The organism is Arthrobacter sp. zg-Y916 (assembly GCF_020907385.1).
GTDB classification, from domain to species: domain Bacteria; phylum Actinomycetota; class Actinomycetes; order Actinomycetales; family Micrococcaceae; genus Arthrobacter_B; species Arthrobacter_B caoxuetaonis.
Genome location: NZ_JAJJOD010000004.1, coordinates 15,718 through 31,947 on the forward strand (window position 1 = coordinate 15,718; position 16,230 = coordinate 31,947).

Annotated in this window: 19 protein-coding genes; 7 read left to right on the plus strand and 12 right to left on the minus strand. The window is 66.2% G+C overall.

Annotation, left to right across the window (positions count from 1 at the left end; translation table 11 throughout):
- Positions 1–10: 10 nt before the first annotated feature.
- A complete protein-coding gene (locus LOC59_RS08425) occupies positions 11–2,236 on the minus strand; it encodes an MMPL family transporter (RefSeq protein ID WP_229971471.1) in 2,226 nt (741 codons plus the stop codon).
- 201 nt (positions 2,237–2,437) lie between these two features.
- Between LOC59_RS08425 and LOC59_RS08430 the strand changes: the two genes are divergently transcribed.
- Entirely contained in the window at positions 2,438–2,872 is a 435-nt protein-coding gene (locus LOC59_RS08430) for a VOC family protein (RefSeq protein ID WP_227916639.1), read from the plus strand.
- Positions 2,873–2,898: 26 nt separating this feature from the next.
- On the opposite strand, the gene LOC59_RS08435 is transcribed toward LOC59_RS08430, so the two are convergent.
- A complete protein-coding gene (locus tag LOC59_RS08435) occupies positions 2,899–3,684 on the minus strand; it encodes an SOS response-associated peptidase (RefSeq protein ID WP_227895658.1) in 786 nt (261 codons plus the stop codon).
- Positions 3,685–3,857: 173 nt separating this feature from the next.
- Between LOC59_RS08435 and LOC59_RS08440 the strand changes: the two genes are divergently transcribed.
- The 3 genes from LOC59_RS08440 to LOC59_RS08450 all read left to right on the plus strand — a co-directional run bounded on the left by LOC59_RS08440 (position 3,858) and on the right by LOC59_RS08450 (position 5,975).
- Positions 3,858–4,130 carry a mycoredoxin gene (locus tag LOC59_RS08440; RefSeq protein WP_227895657.1) on the plus strand — a complete coding sequence of 91 codons (273 nt, stop codon included), beginning with the start codon at positions 3,858–3,860 and terminating at the stop codon, positions 4,128–4,130.
- 130 nt (positions 4,131–4,260) lie between these two features.
- Entirely contained in the window at positions 4,261–5,346 is a 1,086-nt protein-coding gene (locus tag LOC59_RS08445; RefSeq protein ID WP_227895656.1) for an S-(hydroxymethyl)mycothiol dehydrogenase, read from the plus strand.
- Positions 5,346–5,975, plus strand: coding sequence for an MBL fold metallo-hydrolase (locus LOC59_RS08450; protein ID WP_227916636.1), 630 nt, complete (start codon positions 5,346–5,348; stop codon positions 5,973–5,975). The genes LOC59_RS08445 and LOC59_RS08450 overlap by 1 nt, the downstream gene beginning before the upstream one ends.
- Before the next feature lie 92 nt (positions 5,976–6,067).
- On the opposite strand, the gene LOC59_RS08455 is transcribed toward LOC59_RS08450, so the two are convergent.
- From LOC59_RS08455 to LOC59_RS08465, 3 genes are read right to left on the minus strand one after another with little or no spacing between them, the layout of a single operon-like run.
- Positions 6,068–7,108, minus strand: a complete 1,041-nt coding sequence (locus LOC59_RS08455) for a hypothetical protein (RefSeq protein ID WP_229971473.1) — start codon at positions 7,106–7,108, stop codon at positions 6,068–6,070.
- 12 nt (positions 7,109–7,120) lie between these two features.
- On the minus strand, positions 7,121–7,774 hold the full coding sequence (locus tag LOC59_RS08460) for a hypothetical protein (protein ID WP_227916635.1): 654 nt from the start codon (positions 7,772–7,774) through the stop codon (positions 7,121–7,123).
- A gap of 8 nt (positions 7,775–7,782) precedes the next feature.
- A complete protein-coding gene (locus tag LOC59_RS08465) occupies positions 7,783–8,148 on the minus strand; it encodes a VOC family protein (RefSeq protein WP_227895652.1) in 366 nt (121 codons plus the stop codon).
- A 134-nt stretch (positions 8,149–8,282) separates the two neighbouring features.
- Between LOC59_RS08465 and LOC59_RS08470 the strand changes: the two genes are divergently transcribed.
- On the plus strand, positions 8,283–9,722 hold the full coding sequence (locus LOC59_RS08470; RefSeq protein WP_229971475.1) for a lipase maturation factor family protein: 1,440 nt from the start codon (positions 8,283–8,285) through the stop codon (positions 9,720–9,722).
- A gap of 39 nt (positions 9,723–9,761) precedes the next feature.
- On the opposite strand, the gene LOC59_RS08475 is transcribed toward LOC59_RS08470, so the two are convergent.
- From LOC59_RS08475 to LOC59_RS08485, 3 genes are all read right to left on the minus strand, one after another.
- Entirely contained in the window at positions 9,762–10,550 is a 789-nt protein-coding gene (locus LOC59_RS08475; RefSeq protein WP_229971477.1) for a pullulanase X25 domain-containing protein, read from the minus strand.
- A gap of 80 nt (positions 10,551–10,630) precedes the next feature.
- Positions 10,631–11,407, minus strand: a complete 777-nt coding sequence (locus tag LOC59_RS08480; protein WP_442860581.1) for a lipoate--protein ligase family protein — start codon at positions 11,405–11,407, stop codon at positions 10,631–10,633.
- Positions 11,404–12,189, minus strand: a complete 786-nt coding sequence (locus LOC59_RS08485) for a thioesterase family protein (protein WP_229971481.1) — start codon at positions 12,187–12,189, stop codon at positions 11,404–11,406. Before LOC59_RS08485 ends, LOC59_RS08480 begins: the two co-directional genes overlap by 4 nt.
- A gap of 230 nt (positions 12,190–12,419) precedes the next feature.
- On the opposite strand from LOC59_RS08485, the gene LOC59_RS08490 reads away from it, so the two are divergent.
- On the plus strand, positions 12,420–13,388 hold the full coding sequence (locus LOC59_RS08490; RefSeq protein ID WP_227895647.1) for an aldo/keto reductase: 969 nt from the start codon (positions 12,420–12,422) through the stop codon (positions 13,386–13,388).
- 34 nt (positions 13,389–13,422) lie between these two features.
- On the opposite strand, the gene LOC59_RS08495 is transcribed toward LOC59_RS08490, so the two are convergent.
- Positions 13,423–14,142 (minus strand): SOS response-associated peptidase, encoded by a 720-nt coding sequence (locus tag LOC59_RS08495; protein ID WP_227895646.1) that lies wholly within the window; start codon positions 14,140–14,142, stop codon positions 13,423–13,425.
- A gap of 114 nt (positions 14,143–14,256) precedes the next feature.
- Here LOC59_RS08495 and LOC59_RS08500 point away from each other — a divergent pair, with 114 nt between their 5' ends.
- Positions 14,257–14,598 (plus strand): hypothetical protein, encoded by a 342-nt coding sequence (locus LOC59_RS08500; protein ID WP_229971483.1) that lies wholly within the window; start codon positions 14,257–14,259, stop codon positions 14,596–14,598.
- A 208-nt stretch (positions 14,599–14,806) separates the two neighbouring features.
- Here LOC59_RS08500 and LOC59_RS08505 read toward each other — a convergent pair whose 3' ends face one another.
- The 3 genes from LOC59_RS08505 to LOC59_RS08515 all read right to left on the minus strand — a co-directional run bounded on the left by LOC59_RS08505 (position 14,807) and on the right by LOC59_RS08515 (position 16,208).
- Complete coding sequence (locus tag LOC59_RS08505; RefSeq protein ID WP_227895753.1) at positions 14,807–15,196, minus strand: VOC family protein; 390 nt, start codon at positions 15,194–15,196, stop codon at positions 14,807–14,809.
- Positions 15,197–15,311: 115 nt separating this feature from the next.
- Positions 15,312–15,461 (minus strand): hypothetical protein, encoded by a 150-nt coding sequence (locus tag LOC59_RS08510; protein ID WP_227895644.1) that lies wholly within the window; start codon positions 15,459–15,461, stop codon positions 15,312–15,314.
- Between the two features lie 57 nt (positions 15,462–15,518).
- Positions 15,519–16,208 carry a uridine kinase gene (locus LOC59_RS08515; RefSeq protein WP_229971484.1) on the minus strand — a complete coding sequence of 230 codons (690 nt, stop codon included), beginning with the start codon at positions 16,206–16,208 and terminating at the stop codon, positions 15,519–15,521.
- Between the last annotated feature and the right edge of the window lie 22 nt (positions 16,209–16,230).

Consider the following 16,230-nt stretch of genomic DNA (forward strand, 5'->3'; position numbering starts at 1 on the left):
GGGTTCGAGTTTACCGGGACCTTGCTGCGGCCTTGTCCTGCTCCGCGGGCCGGCCGAGTTTCGAGGGCCACCAGATCCGCGGGCCGATGTCGTAGGACAGGGCGGGAACCAGCAGGGAGCGCACCACCAGGGTGTCCAGCAGCACCCCGAAGGAGACAATGAACGCCAGCTGTGCCAGGAACAGCACGGGGATCACACCCAGCGCGGCAAACGTCGCCGCGAGCACAATCCCGGCTGAGGTGATCACCCCGCCGGTGATCATCAATCCGCGGATCACTCCGCCCCTGGTTCCGTGGCGGATGCTCTCCTCCCGGACCCGGGTCATCAGGAAGATGTTGTAGTCCACGCCCAGGGCCACCAGGAAAATAAACCCGTACAGCGGAACTGCCGGGTCCGCACCCGGGAAGTCCAGGACGTAGTTGAACAGCAGCGCCGAAATGCCGAGGGTGGCTCCGAAGGAGAGCATGACGGTGAGGATCAGCAGCACCGGGGCAAGGATCGCGCGCAGCAGCAGCATCAGCAGGAACAGGATGACTACCAGTACCACCGGGATGATCAGGTTCCGGTCATGGAGGGCGGCGTCATTGGTGTCCACGTTGGTGGCCGTGGTGCCGCCAACCAGGACACCCTCGTCTTCCGAGAGGTCCGAACGCAGGTCGCGCACCGTGTCTTCGGCTCCGGGCGAATCGGCGTCCTGGGTCAGGGTGGCCTCCAGCAGCACCTTCCCGTCCACCGTCTTGGGCGCAGCGGACTCGGCGCCGGGGATCGGCGGCACCTGAACGCCGTCGGACGTTACCGGAAGCTGACCGGCCGGAGTGCCGCTGGCCGCGACGGTCACGGAATTGATGTTCGGGTTGGCCAGCACTGTGTTGGCCACGGCCTGCAGCTCATCCTGCGGTGCGATGATCAGCACCGGGCTGCCGGAGCCCGAGGGGAAATGCTCGCCCAGTGCTTCCTGGCCGTCCGCTGATTGCGTCTCGCCCAGCACAAAGTCGCTCTGCGGCACCCCGCTGGCCCGGAACTGCACAGTGCCGATGGCCGCTATAGCCAGGACAACTGCGCAGATAAGCCAGGTACGCCGCGGGTGGGCCCTGATGATCCGGGCTGTCCGCGCCCAGAGTCCCTTGGACTCGTGGTCGAGCTCGGCGTGCCCTGAGCCGACCGCGGGGCGGCGGGGCCAGAAGGCCGCCCGGCCGAAAACGAACAGCAGGGCCGGGAGCAGCGTCATAGCCGACAGGAAGGAGAAGGCAATGCCAATCGAAGCGACCGGTGCCAGTGCCTTGTTGGAATTCAGGTCGCTCAGCAGCAGGCACAGCAGGCCGGCGATCACGGTCGCGGCAGAAGCCAGCACCGGTTCGAACGTTCCCTTCAACGCAGCCCAGGTTGCCGTCCAGCGGTCCCGGTGATCGCGCAGCGATTCCCGGTACCGCGAGACATAGAGCAGCGAATAATCCGTGGCTGCACCAATGCCCAGAATGAAAAGAATGCCCTGGACCTGCCCGTTGATGCTCAGCAGGTCCGCGTCTGCCAGCCAGTAGACCACCAGGATCGCGGCAGACAGGGCGAAGATCGAGGTCAGCAGCACAAGGATAGGCAGCAGCGGCGATCGGTAGACAATGATCAGGATGAGCAGGACAGCGCCCACCGCGACCAGGAGCAGTGTCCCGTCGATCCCGCCAAAAGCATCGGAGATGTCTGCCAGCTGCCCGGCTGGGCCCGTGACATACCCGGACAGGTCCTGGGGCTGGCCGTCGGCTATGACGCTGCGCAGGTTTTCCACCGTCGCGGCGGCCTCAGAGTCATCCGCCACGGGCACGAACAGTTCGGCAGCCTTGCCGTCCTCGGAATACTGGACCGGGGAAACACTCCCGTCCACTCCCTGGGTGCCTGCGAGCGCCTGCGTCCGGTCCTCAATGAACGTTTTGTCCGCGTCCGTCAGACCGGCGTCGTTGACGAAAATCACGACTGCTGGAATCGCGTTGCTGTCGCTGAACTGCGCCTGCAGGTCTGCGACCTGCGTGGAAGCACTGCTGGCGGGAAGATAGGACGACTGGTCGTTTTCGGTGACTTCGCTGATCTTCCCGAAGTACGGACCGCCGATCCCGCCCACCACGAACCAGACAATAATCAGCACCACGGGGATGAGGATGCGCAGCCAGGCCGGGGGCCCTGGCCTGGCCGAGTCTGCATCAGGGCGCTCGTGTGGGCCGGGGTTCGGGGAGATCGCTGTGCTCATGGGCCTCGTCGCATTCTCGCGAGAGCGCGGGTTGGCCCAAACCGGCCATCACCCCGCCCGTGGACGTGCACTGCCGCCTTCCATGAGAGACCTTCCGGTCCCGCCGCGTCAACAGGCTGCAGGACGGATCCCTCTCCCGGCGGGATGAAACCTCTTCGCCATATTCTGGGTTTGATGCCGGTTCAGTGGCAGGATCAGTACATGCTGCCCCAGTTGAGCGTCGTCACCCTTGGCGTGAGCGACGTCGAAGTTACCTATGCTTTTTACTGCCGGCTTGGCTGGGACGCGCTGCAGTACGTCCCCGGGGAAGTCGTGTTCTTCCAGGTTGGACACGGCATCGTGCTGTCATTTTTCCGCAATGACCACCTTGCCGCGGAGTCCGGAGCCACCGGTTCCGCGGCCATGGCGCCGGTCACCCTGGCACACAACGTGGAGTCACCGAAGGACGTCGATGCGATCCTGCATGAAGCAGCGGCTGCCGGCGGGTCCATCGCTGCCCCCGGAACGCAGATGAGCTGGGGCGGATACTCCGGGTACTTCACCGACCCGGACGGCTTCCGCTGGGAAATCTGCCACAACCCCGGCCTGTCCGTGGATGCGGAAGGAAACGTCACCCTGTCCGTCCTGGAATCCTAGGTCTCCACTCCAGGGTTTTCGGAGTCCTAGAACAGCGCGTCCTCCGGCGCTGACGCCGGACGTGCTGTGGCGGCCTCCAGCAGCCACGGACCGTCGTTGCTGACATTTCCCACAGCGTGGTCGGCCGGGTCGAGCCGGAACTGCCCGGCGGTTGCATAAGCCTGGTCCAATGCTCCCGCCAACAGGTCAATGGCCGCAGCCTGCCCCAGCGTCCCGGGCCTGATCCAGTCCGCGAGCGCAGCGGCTGAGAGCGGCAGGGGCAGCCGGTCGTGAAGGGACCCCAGGCTGGCCAGGACGGGATCAGCGTCCCGGGGATCGGGAGCGGCCAGGGTAATAATCGAGGTTGAGAGCAGCCACCGGCCGTCCTGCCCGGCCGGGACCGCAGGGTCGGCCCACCATTCGTAAAGGCCGGCGAACCAGCTCAGCTTTCCGTCGGTCCGGCGCACGATGTACGGCTGCTTGATACCGCCCGGGCCCTTCTTCCATTCGTAGTATCCGTCCATGGGCACCGCACACCGCCGTGAGAGGACTGCTTCCCGGAACGTGGGCTTCTCCAGCAGCGTCTCGCTGCGCGCGTTAAACCCGCGCACCCCCACGGAAATGTCCTTCGCCCAGGCCGGAACCAGCCCCCAGCGGGCCGTGTGGATCTGCCGGACCCGGGCACCGTGCACCAGCCGTTCCAGGACCACCGGCACGTCCGACGTGGGGGCCACGTTCCAGGACTGCCTGAGCTCAAGGTTCGCATCCGCTTCCGCTTCTGCTTCCGCCACCAGGTCCCCAATGGCCCTGGCCATGACGTATCGACCGCACATGTCTCCAGTCTGCCCGGCAGGAGTGCGGGCAGGGAATTCCCCGGCGCGCCCCCGGGCCTTCCCCTTCTTTTCCCCGCCCGCCGGCCCCGCTGCCTGGGAATGAAAATCCGTCCGCTGATGTTCCCTTGGCAGCACAACCGGCAGTACAAACACCCAGCAAGGAGAATTGCCTCATGACCGCACCCGCCGAAACCTTCCTCCCCGCAGCCGGAACCATCACCATGTTCTCGACCAGCTGGTGCGGCTACTGCCGTCGCCTGAAGTCCCAGCTGGATGCCCAGGGCATCGGCTACACCGAGGTCAACATCGAAAATACCGAGGGCACCGCGGAACTCGTCGAGTCCCTCAACGGCGGCAACCAAACCGTCCCCACGGTCCTCTTCCCCGACGGCTCGGCTGCCACCAATCCGTCCGCCGCCGAGGTGAAGTCCCGCCTGGGCCTCTGACCTGCCCGAACACTGTTCCGATGCCGGGAGCCGCGAAAGTGACTCCCGGCATCGGCGTCCCTAGGATGGAACAGTAGCCCCGGAACGCCGGGGTGCCCCTGAGACATCTCCCGAGAGGCAGCCCTCCCCCATGGTTCACAAGGTCCAAGCTGTAGTAGTCAAGGAAAAGAACGCTCCGGTATCCCTGGAGACCATCCTGGTTCCGGACCCCGGGCCCGGTGAAGCACTCGTGGACATCCTCACCTGCGGTGTCTGCCACACCGACCTGCACTACAAGCAGGGCGGGATCAGCGATGACTACCCCTTCCTCCTGGGACACGAAGCCACCGGCGTGGTCTCCGCCGTCGGACCCGATGTCACCGAAGTAGCCCCGGGCGACCGCGTGATCCTGAACTGGCGAGCCGTGTGCGGCGAATGCCGTGCCTGCCGCAAGGGCCAGCCGCAGTACTGCTTCAACACCCACAACGCCACCCAGAAGATGACCCTCGAAGACGGCACGGAACTCTCGCCCGCCCTGGGCATCGGTGCATTCGCCGAGAAGACGCTGGTAGCCGCCGGCCAGTGCACCAAGGTGGACGACGACGTCGATCCGGCTGCGGTGGGCCTGCTCGGCTGCGGTGTGATGGCCGGCATCGGTGCGGCAATCAACACCGGCGAGGTCAAGCGCGGGGAATCGGTGGCAGTGATCGGCTGCGGCGGCGTCGGTATTGCTGCGATTGCCGGTGCCAAGCTCGCCGGTGCCACCACGATTATCGCCGTGGACATCGATTCCGCGAAGGTCGACCTGGCCCTGGCCAACGGCGCGACGCACGGCATCAACTCCCGCGAAGAAGATCCGGTCGAAGCTATCCGCGCCCTCACCGGCGGCAACGGTGCCGACGTCGTCATTGAAGCCGTGGGCCGTCCGGAAACCTACAAGCAGGCCTTCTATGCGCGTGACCTGGCCGGACGTGTGGTCCTGGTCGGCGTGCCGACTCCCGAGATGCAGATCGAACTGCCGCTGGCGGACGTGTTTGGCCGCGGCGGATCGCTGAAGTCCTCCTGGTACGGCGACTGCCTGCCCTCGCGCGACTTCCCGATGCTGGTGGAGCAGTACAAGCTGGGCCGGCTGGACCTGGACGCCTTCGTCTCCGAGCGGATTGGCCTGGGCGACATCGAGGAAGCGTTCACCAAGATGCACGACGGCAAGGTCCTGCGTTCGGTGGTGGAGCTCTAATGGCGGCACGGATCGACAAGGTCGTCACCTCCGGTACGTTCAGCCTGGACGGCGGCACCTGGGACGTGGACAACAACGTGTGGATTATCGGTGACGACGCGCAGGTGATCATCATCGACCCGGCCCACGACGTTGACGCCATCGAAGCCGCGGTCGGCGAGCGGGAAGTCATGGGCATCCTGCTGACGCACGGCCACGATGACCACATCCGGGCGGTCCTTGCCGCCCAGGACCGGTTCAGTGCACCGGTGTTCCTGCACGCAGAAGACCGGATGCTCTGGGACGCAGTGTTCCCGGACGAAGGACCGGATGACGTCATCGAGGACGGCGACACGTTCGAAATCGCCGGCGTCACCCTCGAAGCCCTTCACACCCCCGGCCACTCCCCCGGATCGGTCTGCTTCTACGCCCCCGAACTGGGAACCGTGTTCTCCGGTGACACGCTGTTCAGCGGAGGCCCCGGAGCCACGGGCCGCTCCTACAGCGACTTCGGTACCATCATCGAATCGATCCGCACCCGGCTGCTGACCCTGCCTGCGGAAACGGTGGTGAATACCGGCCACGGGGATTCGACGTCGATCGGTGCTGAGGCGCCGCACCTGCAGGAATGGATCGCCCGGGGCCACTAGCTCCGGCCCATTTCCTGGCGCTCATCGGGAGGACAGCTACGGCTCGCAGCGCGTGCCGCAGCTGTCCTCCCGGGGTTCCGGGGCGGGTGCGATCAGGGCCGCGAAACCTGCCACCCTTCGTTGCCCTCTGCCGCCTGCCAGTCCGTCGGTTCCCCGGCTTCCTCCAGGATGTCGGTCAGCCACCAGGTTTCGCCGGGAGCCCAGCCTGCGAGCATGGTCTTTTCGTAGCTCGTACCCTCGACGTTCCCGGCGGTTCGCAGGTATGCCTGCACGGTGAGATGCACGCCGTCGAAATCCTCCGAGACGGCCACCCAGTCCGGAATGCGCCAAAACCAGGTCTCCGCTTCAGGCGTCCCCGCGGCTTTTGACCAGGCGGCCCGGCGGGCTAGGGTGGCGTCCAGCGGATAGCGGCGCACCAGCTCTTCCCAGCTGGCCGGACTGTCGATTTCGTAGACGCGGGCCCCCGAACGGGCCCGGAGCGGAAAGGTCCGTGCCTGTCTCCAGGCCAGGGGATCCTCCACGAGGCTCAGTCCGGCCGGCCCGCTTCCGGGAAGCGCGGACGTGGTGACGGGAAGCCCCACGAGCGCAGGACCGGACCACCACCTGCCGGTCCAACCCGCAGCAACAGGAGCATTCGTTCGCTGCACGAGGATGGCCCCGTGCCACTGTTTCAGCTTGTCCCTCGCGCCCGAGAGGCTCACTTCCCCCGTGCCTTGGACAACGTTGCTCCCGATCCACTGCACGTAATGCTGCAGCGGTGCGCTGGGTTGTGTCCACCAATCCGATCCCGCTGAGCGCACGGCTGCGGCGGCGGCAGGAATCATCGCCTCCCGGACCTCGGGCTCGGTGAGCAGGCGTGAAATCTCGTCCGGCGGCCGCCAGTAGACAGCACGCCGGACCACCCTGGCCAGGCACTTGTGGAGCTCGGCAGCGCTGATTGCAAAGTCTTCGGGCACGGAGGTGAGCATGCGGAGCACACGCTCGGCATTCCTCGACAGACCCGGCGGCAGCAGCCGCCTGGTGTCGTAGAACTCTGCGGGGTGCGAAGGCGATGCCGACCGGGCAATCTCGAGGCTGAGCTCCCGTCCCCGCGGACCCTCCAGGAGTGCCTTGGCCGAGGAAGCAGATTCCATGATGTCAACCTATCAGCGGTTCGGGTTTCCGAGCCTGGTAGCGGAGCGAACAGCGGCCCGGTCACGGATAGTTCTTACGCAGCGGCGCATGGTGGCCCAGTCGACGGCGGCCAGGGGCGCTGCTGCCAGCGAACCCGGGTCCCGCGCCGCGTAACGAAACCGGCCGCGCACCAGCAGGCGTGTCTGGTTGAGGCGGACCGATTGCAGCATCCACAGCCAGGTGCAGCGGCTGTCCCCGTCCGCCCACAGCATCCACTCATTGGGCTGCACTTCCTTGATGCGCAGCCTTTGGCCCGTGCCGCTGGACATGACATCCCCAACGTCCAGTTCGTGCCGCGGCGGCAGGAGGGAAACCACGGGCGCAGTGCTGTCCGGCGCAGCCAACCGGTTGAAGACGTACCACCCGGCGCGGCTGTGGCCGACCCGGTTGAGATAGGGCCAGACATCCCCGGCCTGCGCGGGAACCATCATGCTGTGCGTGTATTGGAGCACCTTGCCGGAGAGGAAGCTGTCTCCGGGAAGTTCTCCGCCGGCATCCGTGCGGCGCAGCTGGGGCCGGATGATGCGAAAGTAGACACCCGCGGCTGACACGGCCGCCGCGGCAGCACCGAGCACCCGCCGGTAGGACTGCCCCCGGGGTCCGAACACTTTCCGCCATTCAGCCACGAGAGGCGCTAATCCTGTTCCAGGACGGAAAGGATGTTCCCGGCCGGGTCCCGGAACCAGGCAATCAGTGGTCCGCCGCGGCGGAAAACGCCCTGTGCGTCCACCCCCTCGAACGCCTCGAAGACCACTCCCCTGCCAACGAGGTCTTCCACGGCAGAATCAATGTCGGACACCGGGAAGTTCAAGACAGTGTAGGTGGCCGGAGTGTGGTTCTTCTTCGGGTAGATCAGCACGTGCTTCTCAGGACCCAGTTCCAGGCGGAGCATCCCGTTGTCTGCCGTCACGGGGAGTTCCAGTGTGGTGCCGTAGAACCGGCGGGCGGAGTCGACGTCGTCCACGGCAAACCCGCTGAATGCTTTTCCGTACTCGAACATGGTGGCACTCCTTCAGCTCGCAGTGCCCTCGATAGTAGTCCCCGAGTGCCCGGCCGGGCACCGTACCTCCCATTGTGGCCAACGCTGCGGGCGTACTGCCGGCGCCGCGGATTCGGCGCTACTGTGGTGGCGCCATGGAGTATTTCAGTGCCGAGGGATACGAATTCGCGCGCCAGGTCCTGCAGCGCGGCATTGCCGCCGCATACCTGCTGGCGTTCTTGGCAGCGGCGGCCCAGTTTCCGGCCCTGCTGGGCGAACGCGGCCTGCTGCCGGCCCCGGAGTACCTGGACCGTGCGCGCCAGCGGCGGATTCCAACACTGTTCCGTCTGAACTACTCAGACCGGCTGCTGCGTTCGGCGGCCTGGACGGGCGTCCTGGTCTCGGCGCTGCTGGTTGCCGGTTTTCCCCAGCAGGGACCGCCCTGGCTTCCGATGCTGGCCTTTGGCCTCCTCTTCTTCCTCTATCTCTCAATAGTGAACATCGGGCAGGTTTTCTACGGCTTCGGGTGGGAGTCCCTGCTGCTGGAGGCAGGTTTCCTCGCCGCGTTTTTGGGTTCGGACCAGGTTCCGGTCCCGGTCACCGTGCTGTTCCTCTTCCGCTGGGTCGTATTCCGGCTGGAGTTCGGCGCGGGATTGATCAAGATGCGCGGCGACACCGTCTGGCGGGACCTGACTGCCCTCTACTACCACCATGAAACCCAGCCCATGCCCAACCCCGCGAGCTGGTTCTTCCACCATCTGCCCAAGCCGCTGCACAAGGCTGAAGTGCTGGGCAACCATTTTGCGCAGCTGGTGGTGCCGGTTTTCCTGTTCTTCCCGCAGCCGGTGGCCTCTGCTGCGGCGGCCCTGGTGATCCTGACCCAGTTCTGGCTGGTCCTTTCGGGCAACTTCGCCTGGCTCAACGTCCTGACCATCCTGCTGGCCTTCAGCGCGGTGGACGACGGCGCCGTGAGGGCACTGCTGCCCTGGGCCTCGTTCGCGGTCCCGGACCCGCGCTCCGTTCCTTGGTGGTTCATCGCCGTGGTGCTGGCGATGACGGCCGCGATGCTCTACTGGGCCTGGGCGCCGCTGCGGAACCTGTTCAGCAGGAACCAGTTAATGAATGCTTCCTTCAACCGGTGGCACCTCTCCAACGCCTACGGCGCGTTCGGGAGCATCACGCGGCGCCGGCACGAAGTCATCATCGAGGGCACGCTGGACGTTCCCGGACCGGAGGCACTGTGGCTGGAATACCAGTTCCACGGAAAGCCCGGGGATCCGCGGCGGCTGCCCCGGCAGTTCGCGCCTTATCATCTGCGCCTGGACTGGATGATGTGGTTCCTGGGCCTGGGCGCCTCCGGGCGCGGCTGGTTTCCTGTCCTCCTGCAGAAGCTTCTGGCGGCGGACGCGCCGACGCTGAAACTGCTGCGGCAAGACCCGTTCAACGGCAGGCCGCCGCGCTGGGTCCGCGCCAGGGTGTTCACATACCGGTTTTCGACACCCGCTGAACTACGCCGGGACCATGTCTGGTGGATCAGGGAACCGGCCGGAGTGCTGGTGGATCCGGTGCGGCTCGAACCCGGCCGGCAGCCTTGAGCCGGCCGGACCCCACGGCGTGGGTCAGAACGGACCGGCTCAGACGCTGTCCGGTTTGGTCACCACCAGGTGCGTGGCGTGGTCGTACAGGAAGGTGACCGGACCGCCGGCATGCTGGAAGCCGTAGTTCGCGCCGTCGAAGTGTGCACAGGTGCCGTAGTTTTCAGCCCAGGTCCCGTTGAGGGCAGCTTTGTACTCATAGTTCCCGGGCGGCAGGTCCACGGTCAGCTTCCACAGTTCGTCGCTGCGGTCGAAGCTGAGCTGCACGGAGTCAGCTCCGGGATCCCAGTCATCCCCGCCCAGGACTGCGCCGAATGTGCCCGGAACGGCCACCGACCCCGGCTGCGGGAAGGACGGCCCCCCGTAGTTCTCCTCCGGGTGCGAGCCATGGGGCTGGGCTGCGGGAGGGGTGACTTCGGCAGAGACGAGTGCTTCTTCGAGCACCGCCTCACCCTGCGCTTCTGAGACGGTCACCGCTTCAATCGTTTGGCGGCTTCCGTGCAGGGCGGCCTGCAGCTGTTCCACGGCGGGGAACTCGGCAAGGGCGGCACGTCCGGCGCCTGTGATGCTCCAGCCCGCCCGTCCTTCCTTGAGGATCCAGCCCGCCTTGACCAGTTTGGTGCTGGCAGTGACCAGGGCGCGTTCACCGCGGGCGACGCCGCTGGCCAGCAGCGCCGTCTCTGCCTCTTCGAGGGGCACCTGCTCCAGGGCCTGCCGCAGCACCTCGGCACGGGAGGTCTTCCCGTGTTCGGACGGATCATGGGCCGCCAGGATTTCCAGGATGGCTTTCAGCCGGAGGGCGGTGTTTTCAATACTCTTCTTAGGCAATGCTGGTCCTTTGATTAGTCTGGCGCGCGGCCGCTCCGGAGCCGCCCACGCTGCGTTTCCGTTGCCAGATGCTAACGGGCTCAGGCAGTGGTTGGAAGCATCCGGCCCGGCCCGGCGGAGAATTTCAGCAGCGCGGAGGGGTCCCCTTGACGCAGCCGGGCGTACCTGCCATAGCCGGCCAGCAGGGCAGCTTCGCCCTCCGGAAGCGTAAGTTCCGGCGCCAGGTCTTCTGCCGCTCCCGCGGTCGCCGGGTCCCAGTCCAGGCCGAGCGCCTGATAAACCGCTGTCAGCACCTGCCGCAGCGGCGCGGCGTCCTGCACCACCACCACGGAGGAAAAGAGCCAGGCCCCGGCGACCACCCGCTGGGCGGTTCCCACGAGCTTGATGCGCCCCGGTCCTGTCCCGCCGTGGACGCTGTACTCACCCGGGCAGTATTCCCCTGGAATCTCGCCCACTGATGCCGCCACGCCCGCATCCTGCAGCGACGCTGCCAGCAGTGAGGCGAAGTCAGCGAAGCGCGGCAGGGAACGGGCGACGGCGTTGGCCTCCGGTTCGATGTGGTCAAGGATCAGGCACCCTTCGTGGTACGCAGCTGCCCTGCCCCCGGCCCGGCGCACCAGCGGCTCGAAACCCAGGTCCCGGCAGGCGGCCGCGGCATCTGCGAATCCAGGCAGCCTGGCATCACGCTGGCCGAACGCCACGGTCGGACGGGGCCGGTAGACGCGCAGCGACGGGCCGAGCTCTCCCCTGCGGGCCGCAGCCAGAAGCGTCAGGGCGAGTTCAAGATCCTCCGCCGCCCCCAGCGAATCGCGCTGCCGGTAGACCTCCAGGACACGCGCCGGTTCCTGCACGGTCAGCTCCGGCCCAGCGGCCGGACAGTGAGGATCTGTTCGCTGCGCCCAAAGGGCCCCGACTCGTCATGGAGCACCGAAGAGGTGAGCCCAATTCCGTCCGTGCCGAAAGTGACCCGGGTATCCAGGCCCAGCCAGCGACCCGCGGGCCTGCGGTGGAGGTGGATCTGCAGGTCTACGTTGGGGAACATCCAGCTGTCCCCTCCCGGCGGGACCCGGGCCGCGACGCCGTTGGCTGCATCCACCAGGCCCAGCAGACTGACCAGGTCCGGTGTCGGTCCGCCGTCGACCATTTCAAACGGAGAGCGGACCCAAACCTGGCCCCTTCCCGGGCGGAGGCCGGGAACGGCACGGAACTCGAGGGTGTTGATGAAGTTCCCCGGCCAGGCGGTCATCCCGTCGAAGCCCGCTGCTTCCCGGGGGCCGGGCATGGCTTCGTCCTCCAGGGCGGCGACCTCTGACGTATCGCCCACGGCCAGCCGCCAGGCGGTGGCCTTGATGGCCGTGCGCCCGCCGGCAATGAGTTCGGCTTCCAGCAGTTCGATGGTGCGGCCGGCCCTGGCCACCTTGGTGGTGACGTTGAAGATGCCCTGCGGGATGATGCCCAGGATCTCGAAACTGACCCGGGCCAGGCGGAGGTCCGGGCGCTGGTTGGTTTGCTCCAGGCAGTGCACCAATAGTCCCGCTGCCGGCGCCATATGCTGCTCGTGGTCGTTCCAGGCACCCTGGGTGTGGAGGGTTGATTCGAACGTCCCCTCGCCCAGCGAGCGGTAATACGATTCGGCCACTTTTCCTCCTGCCAGGTCCCAATGTGCGCTCCTAGGCTACAGGAGGCCAGGCGGCTGCCGGCCGCTCCGGCACCGGGCCGGCCCGTCTGTCTTTCCCGGGATGGGACGCCGCCGGCGGCCACCCCTTCCACGGGAAGGGCGCCGTCGGCAGAATGAGGAGCAGTGCGCCCGCGCGCCCGCCGTTCGCTCCGAGCGGCCGGCTGCGGCGAATCAAAGGAAACCGAGGAAGCATGAAGTACACGCATCTTGGCCGCTCCGGCCTGCAGGTCTCCCGGCTGTGCCTTGGCACCATGAACTTTGGTCCCAAGACCGGCGAAGAGGACTCCCACCGCATCATGGACGAGGCGCGGGAAGCAGGCATCAACTTTTTCGACACGGCCAACGTCTACGGCTGGGACAACAAAGGCCTCACCGAGGAAATCGTGGGCCGCTGGTTCGCCCAGGGCGGGGGGCGCCGGGAAGCAACCGTGATTGCCACGAAGCTCTACGGCTCCATGGGGCCGGGTCCCAATGACACGTACCTCTCCGCACTGAACATCCGCCAGGCGCTGGACGCCAGCCTCAGGCGGCTGCAGACCGACCACATCGACCTCTACCAGTTCCACCACATTGACCGGAACACGCCCTGGGACGAGATCTGGCAGGCCATGGAGACGGCGGTGGCCCAGGGAAAGGTCATCTACAACGGCAGCAGCAACTTCGCGGGGTGGAACATTGCCGAAGCCCAGGAGAATGCACGCCGGCGCAGCTTCAACGGCCTCATTTCGGAGCAGAGCATCTACAACCTGGTTAACCGCGCCGTAGAACGTGAGGTCATTCCCGCGGCACAGAAATACGGGCTGGGCCTCATCCCCTGGTCTCCGCTGCAGGGCGGGCTCCTCGGCGGCATCCTGAAGGCCCAGGACGACGGCGGGCGGCGGGCCGAGGGACGGGTCCAGGACCTGCTTGCCAAGCACCGGGAGCAGATCCAGGCGTACGAGGACCTGGCTGCGGAACTGGAGATCGAACCCGGCATCCTCGCCCTCGCCTGGCTCCTGCACCAGCCGGCCGTCAGCGCCCCGATTACAGGTCCCCGCACCGCAGGACAGCTCGATGATGCCCTGGCCGCGCTGGACATCGAGCTCGACGCCGAGACCCTGGAGAAGCTGGATGCCATCTTCCCGGGGCACAAGCCGGCCCCCGAGGACTACGCCTGGTGATGCGGCCCGGACCGGCCGGGTGGATCCTGCCTGCTCAGGCTTCCGGGCACCGGTCGTCGGCCGGCTCAATCAGTTGGGGTCCGTTGTTCCGCACAGAGTTCACTTCGCTGGAGACGATCCTCGGGGTGAGCACCGGATCGGGAATCGTGTCCAGCAGGGCGGCGATGGCTTCGGTGTCGGTGAGTTCCGGATCCAGCCACAGGTCGTAAACATCCGGCGGGACGATCAGCGGAGTTCGGTCATGGATGTGACCCAGTTCGTCCGCTGCCTCAGTGGTGATGATGGTGACGCTGAGCAGCCACTTGTGTTCGTGGTCCTCCGGGAGGCTGGGATCGGGCCAGAATTCGTACAGTCCGGCGAATGCGATCGGCTCCGGCGTGGTGGGATGCAGGTACGTCGGGATCTTGCCGTCCTCGGTTTTTTCCCACTCGTAGTAACCGTCTGCCGGAACAAGGGCCCGCCGTTTGACGGCGGCTTTCCGGAACGCAGGCTTCTCCAGGACGGTCTCCCGCCGCGCATTGATCAGCCGCGAACCGATTTTGGGGTCTTTGGCCCAGACCGGAACCAGTCCCCACTTGGCCGTTGCCAGCCTGCGGACCGTGCCGTCCCCGGCACGGCGTTCGGTGATAATCCGCACATCATCCGTTGGGGCGACGTTCCAGGAGGCTTCAACTTCCTTCCCCACCACCTGGTCCGCAGCGAAGGAAGACACCAGGTCCGACGTTGCCCTGGCCATCACGTATCGTCCGCACATGGAAGGCATTCTGCCCCAAATCGACCACGGAACCCAGTGCCGAGGCTGCCCCTTGCACGCAGCTCACACGCAACTCACCACTCCTGGGATTCGAACATATGTTCTACTTAAGTCATGGACCCTCAGGCTGCGGCGCGGTTGGCAGCCAGGTATGCCAGGCGCGCCGAACCCATCGGATTAACCCCCGAAGAACTTGATTTTGACCACTTTCCGGTCACCACGTCCATGCCCGCAATTCCCGTCTGGGCATGGATCCGCTTTCCCGGCTGCGCAGAGCTGGTCAAGGGCGAGACCAGCACCTGGTCGGCCAAGGCCGTGCAGGTGATGTGGGAAGACGCCGGCGTCCGGCGCTCCACCTGGGTCTGGGCCTCGGCGGTTTCCCGGCGGTCAACGGACGCCGGCCGCAGCCCGCTCGTCGACCGCACCCCGCCAGGAGGCAGGCCCAGGAAAGAGTAAGAATGAAAGGGTCAGGTTTTTTCGGTTTCCCAGAAAGGTCCAGCGCACGTGTTTGCCCCGTGCACCTGCATCCGGACTGCCGATTCAGCCACGGGCAGGATCGGCATCGAAGTCTATGACCCGTTCTGCCGCCAGCGGATGCACCGCATTAGCGGCTCCACCCTCCGCGAGCCCCGTTACAACATTCCGCACTAAGGCCTTCCGGAACTCATCCTTCCATGGCGGCGATCTGCAGAAGGTTGCCGCAGGTGTCGGAAAACACCGCCGTCGTCACCGGCCCCATCTGGACCGGCGGCTGCGTGAACTCCACCCCCAGGGCAAGCAGCCGCTCATACTCGGCCTGCACATCGACAACCCCGAAGGAATTGAAGGGGATCCCGTCGCGGAGCAGTGCTTCCTTGAAGGGGCCAACCGCCGGGTGGGAGCTTGGCTCCAGCAGCAGTTCGACGCCGCCATCCTCTCCGGCGTTGCCGACGGTGATCCAGCGGGCATCCCCTGCCGGCTCGTCCGAACGCTTCTCGAATCCGAGGACCCTGGTGTAGAAATCCAGCGCCTTTTCCTGGTCATCAACGAAGATGCTTGCCACGGTGATTCTCATGCTGGTGTCGCCCTTGCCTGTCAGGGAAATGAATGGTGCGGCCGCGGCGAGAATAGACATCCAGTCAGTTGCGCGCAAGGGTGCGGCGAAAAACCGCCCCCTGCCCTGCACGCCGCTAGGACTGGACGTGGTTGCGGCGGTTGCGGTGTTCCAGCAGCAGCCTGGCACCGTTGAGGATCAGGCTTTCCACCGGTACTCCCTGTTCTTCAGCCAACTCTTCCAGCTCCCGCCCGAGCTTCCGCGGGATGTACACCTCGACATTCATGGGTTAAACGGTATCGCCCGCAGCGGCCCGCCAAGACCACGCCCCTGCAGCCGGAGTTCAGTCCGGGCGCCGGCCGGACTGTCCCGCCGGCACGCCGCGGAGGAGGACCGGAGCCTCGGCGTCGTTGTTGTCGATCACGATGTCCGCGGCGGACCGCGGGTCGCACGCCGAAAGGTAGAGCCGCTGTCCCTGTACGTAGCGGTGGTTTCCGGCCGCCTCCGAGTCGGGATCGGACCCGTCGCGCAGTTCCATGCGCCGGTACGATGTCTCGAAGGACACATCCAGGAACAACGAGGCATCCCAGATCTCCGCCAGTTCCGGGCGGTGGAGGAAGATCCCGTCCACCAGAACGAAGGCCCGCCCGGGAACCTGCAGTTCCGGCCCCTCAATCAGCACGTCTGAGCCCAGGTCGTGGCTCGCAGTGCGGCAGCGTCCCGAGCCGCCGGGCCGGAGCGGGTCGATGGCCAGGCGGCGGAACGCCCCATAGTCGTAGGAATCCAGCCAGAATCCCTCCGGGGAATCCGGACCCCGGCGGTAGCGTTCGGCGCGCACCCGGTGGAACCCGTCGATCGATACCCTTGCGGCCGGGCAGGGCAGGACACCGGCGAGCGCATCAGCAAAGGTGGTTTTTCCGGATCCGTCCACACCGTCGACCGCGACGAACACACGCCGGCCCAGTGCCGCGGGATCAGGGAGCATGTCCGCGACCTTCCGCAGCACCGCCCGCTTTCGCCATCCCGTTTCCATACCCCGAGACCCTACTGCAGCA

Excerpts from the sequence above, each read along its gene's own strand:
- LOC59_RS08425 (WP_229971471.1), bottom strand. The coding sequence starts at position 2,236 with ATGAGCACAGCGATCTCCCCGAACCCCGGCCCACACGAGCGCCCTGAT.
- LOC59_RS08430 (WP_227916639.1), top strand. The coding sequence starts at position 2,438 with ATGCTGCCCCAGTTGAGCGTCGTCACCCTTGGCGTGAGCGACGTCGAA.
- LOC59_RS08435 (WP_227895658.1), bottom strand. The coding sequence starts at position 3,684 with ATGTGCGGTCGATACGTCATGGCCAGGGCCATTGGGGACCTGGTGGCG.
- LOC59_RS08440 (WP_227895657.1), top strand. The coding sequence starts at position 3,858 with ATGACCGCACCCGCCGAAACCTTCCTCCCCGCAGCCGGAACCATCACC.
- LOC59_RS08445 (WP_227895656.1), top strand. The coding sequence starts at position 4,261 with ATGGTTCACAAGGTCCAAGCTGTAGTAGTCAAGGAAAAGAACGCTCCG.
- LOC59_RS08450 (WP_227916636.1), top strand. The coding sequence starts at position 5,346 with ATGGCGGCACGGATCGACAAGGTCGTCACCTCCGGTACGTTCAGCCTG.
- LOC59_RS08455 (WP_229971473.1), bottom strand. The coding sequence starts at position 7,108 with ATGGAATCTGCTTCCTCGGCCAAGGCACTCCTGGAGGGTCCGCGGGGA.
- LOC59_RS08465 (WP_227895652.1), bottom strand. The coding sequence starts at position 8,148 with ATGTTCGAGTACGGAAAAGCATTCAGCGGGTTTGCCGTGGACGACGTC.
- LOC59_RS08470 (WP_229971475.1), top strand. The coding sequence starts at position 8,283 with ATGGAGTATTTCAGTGCCGAGGGATACGAATTCGCGCGCCAGGTCCTG.
- LOC59_RS08490 (WP_227895647.1), top strand. The coding sequence starts at position 12,420 with ATGAAGTACACGCATCTTGGCCGCTCCGGCCTGCAGGTCTCCCGGCTG.
- LOC59_RS08495 (WP_227895646.1), bottom strand. The coding sequence starts at position 14,142 with ATGTGCGGACGATACGTGATGGCCAGGGCAACGTCGGACCTGGTGTCT.
- LOC59_RS08500 (WP_229971483.1), top strand. The coding sequence starts at position 14,257 with ATGGACCCTCAGGCTGCGGCGCGGTTGGCAGCCAGGTATGCCAGGCGC.
- LOC59_RS08505 (WP_227895753.1), bottom strand. The coding sequence starts at position 15,196 with ATGAGAATCACCGTGGCAAGCATCTTCGTTGATGACCAGGAAAAGGCG.
- LOC59_RS08510 (WP_227895644.1), bottom strand. The coding sequence starts at position 15,461 with ATGAATGTCGAGGTGTACATCCCGCGGAAGCTCGGGCGGGAGCTGGAA.
- LOC59_RS08515 (WP_229971484.1), bottom strand. The coding sequence starts at position 16,208 with ATGGAAACGGGATGGCGAAAGCGGGCGGTGCTGCGGAAGGTCGCGGAC.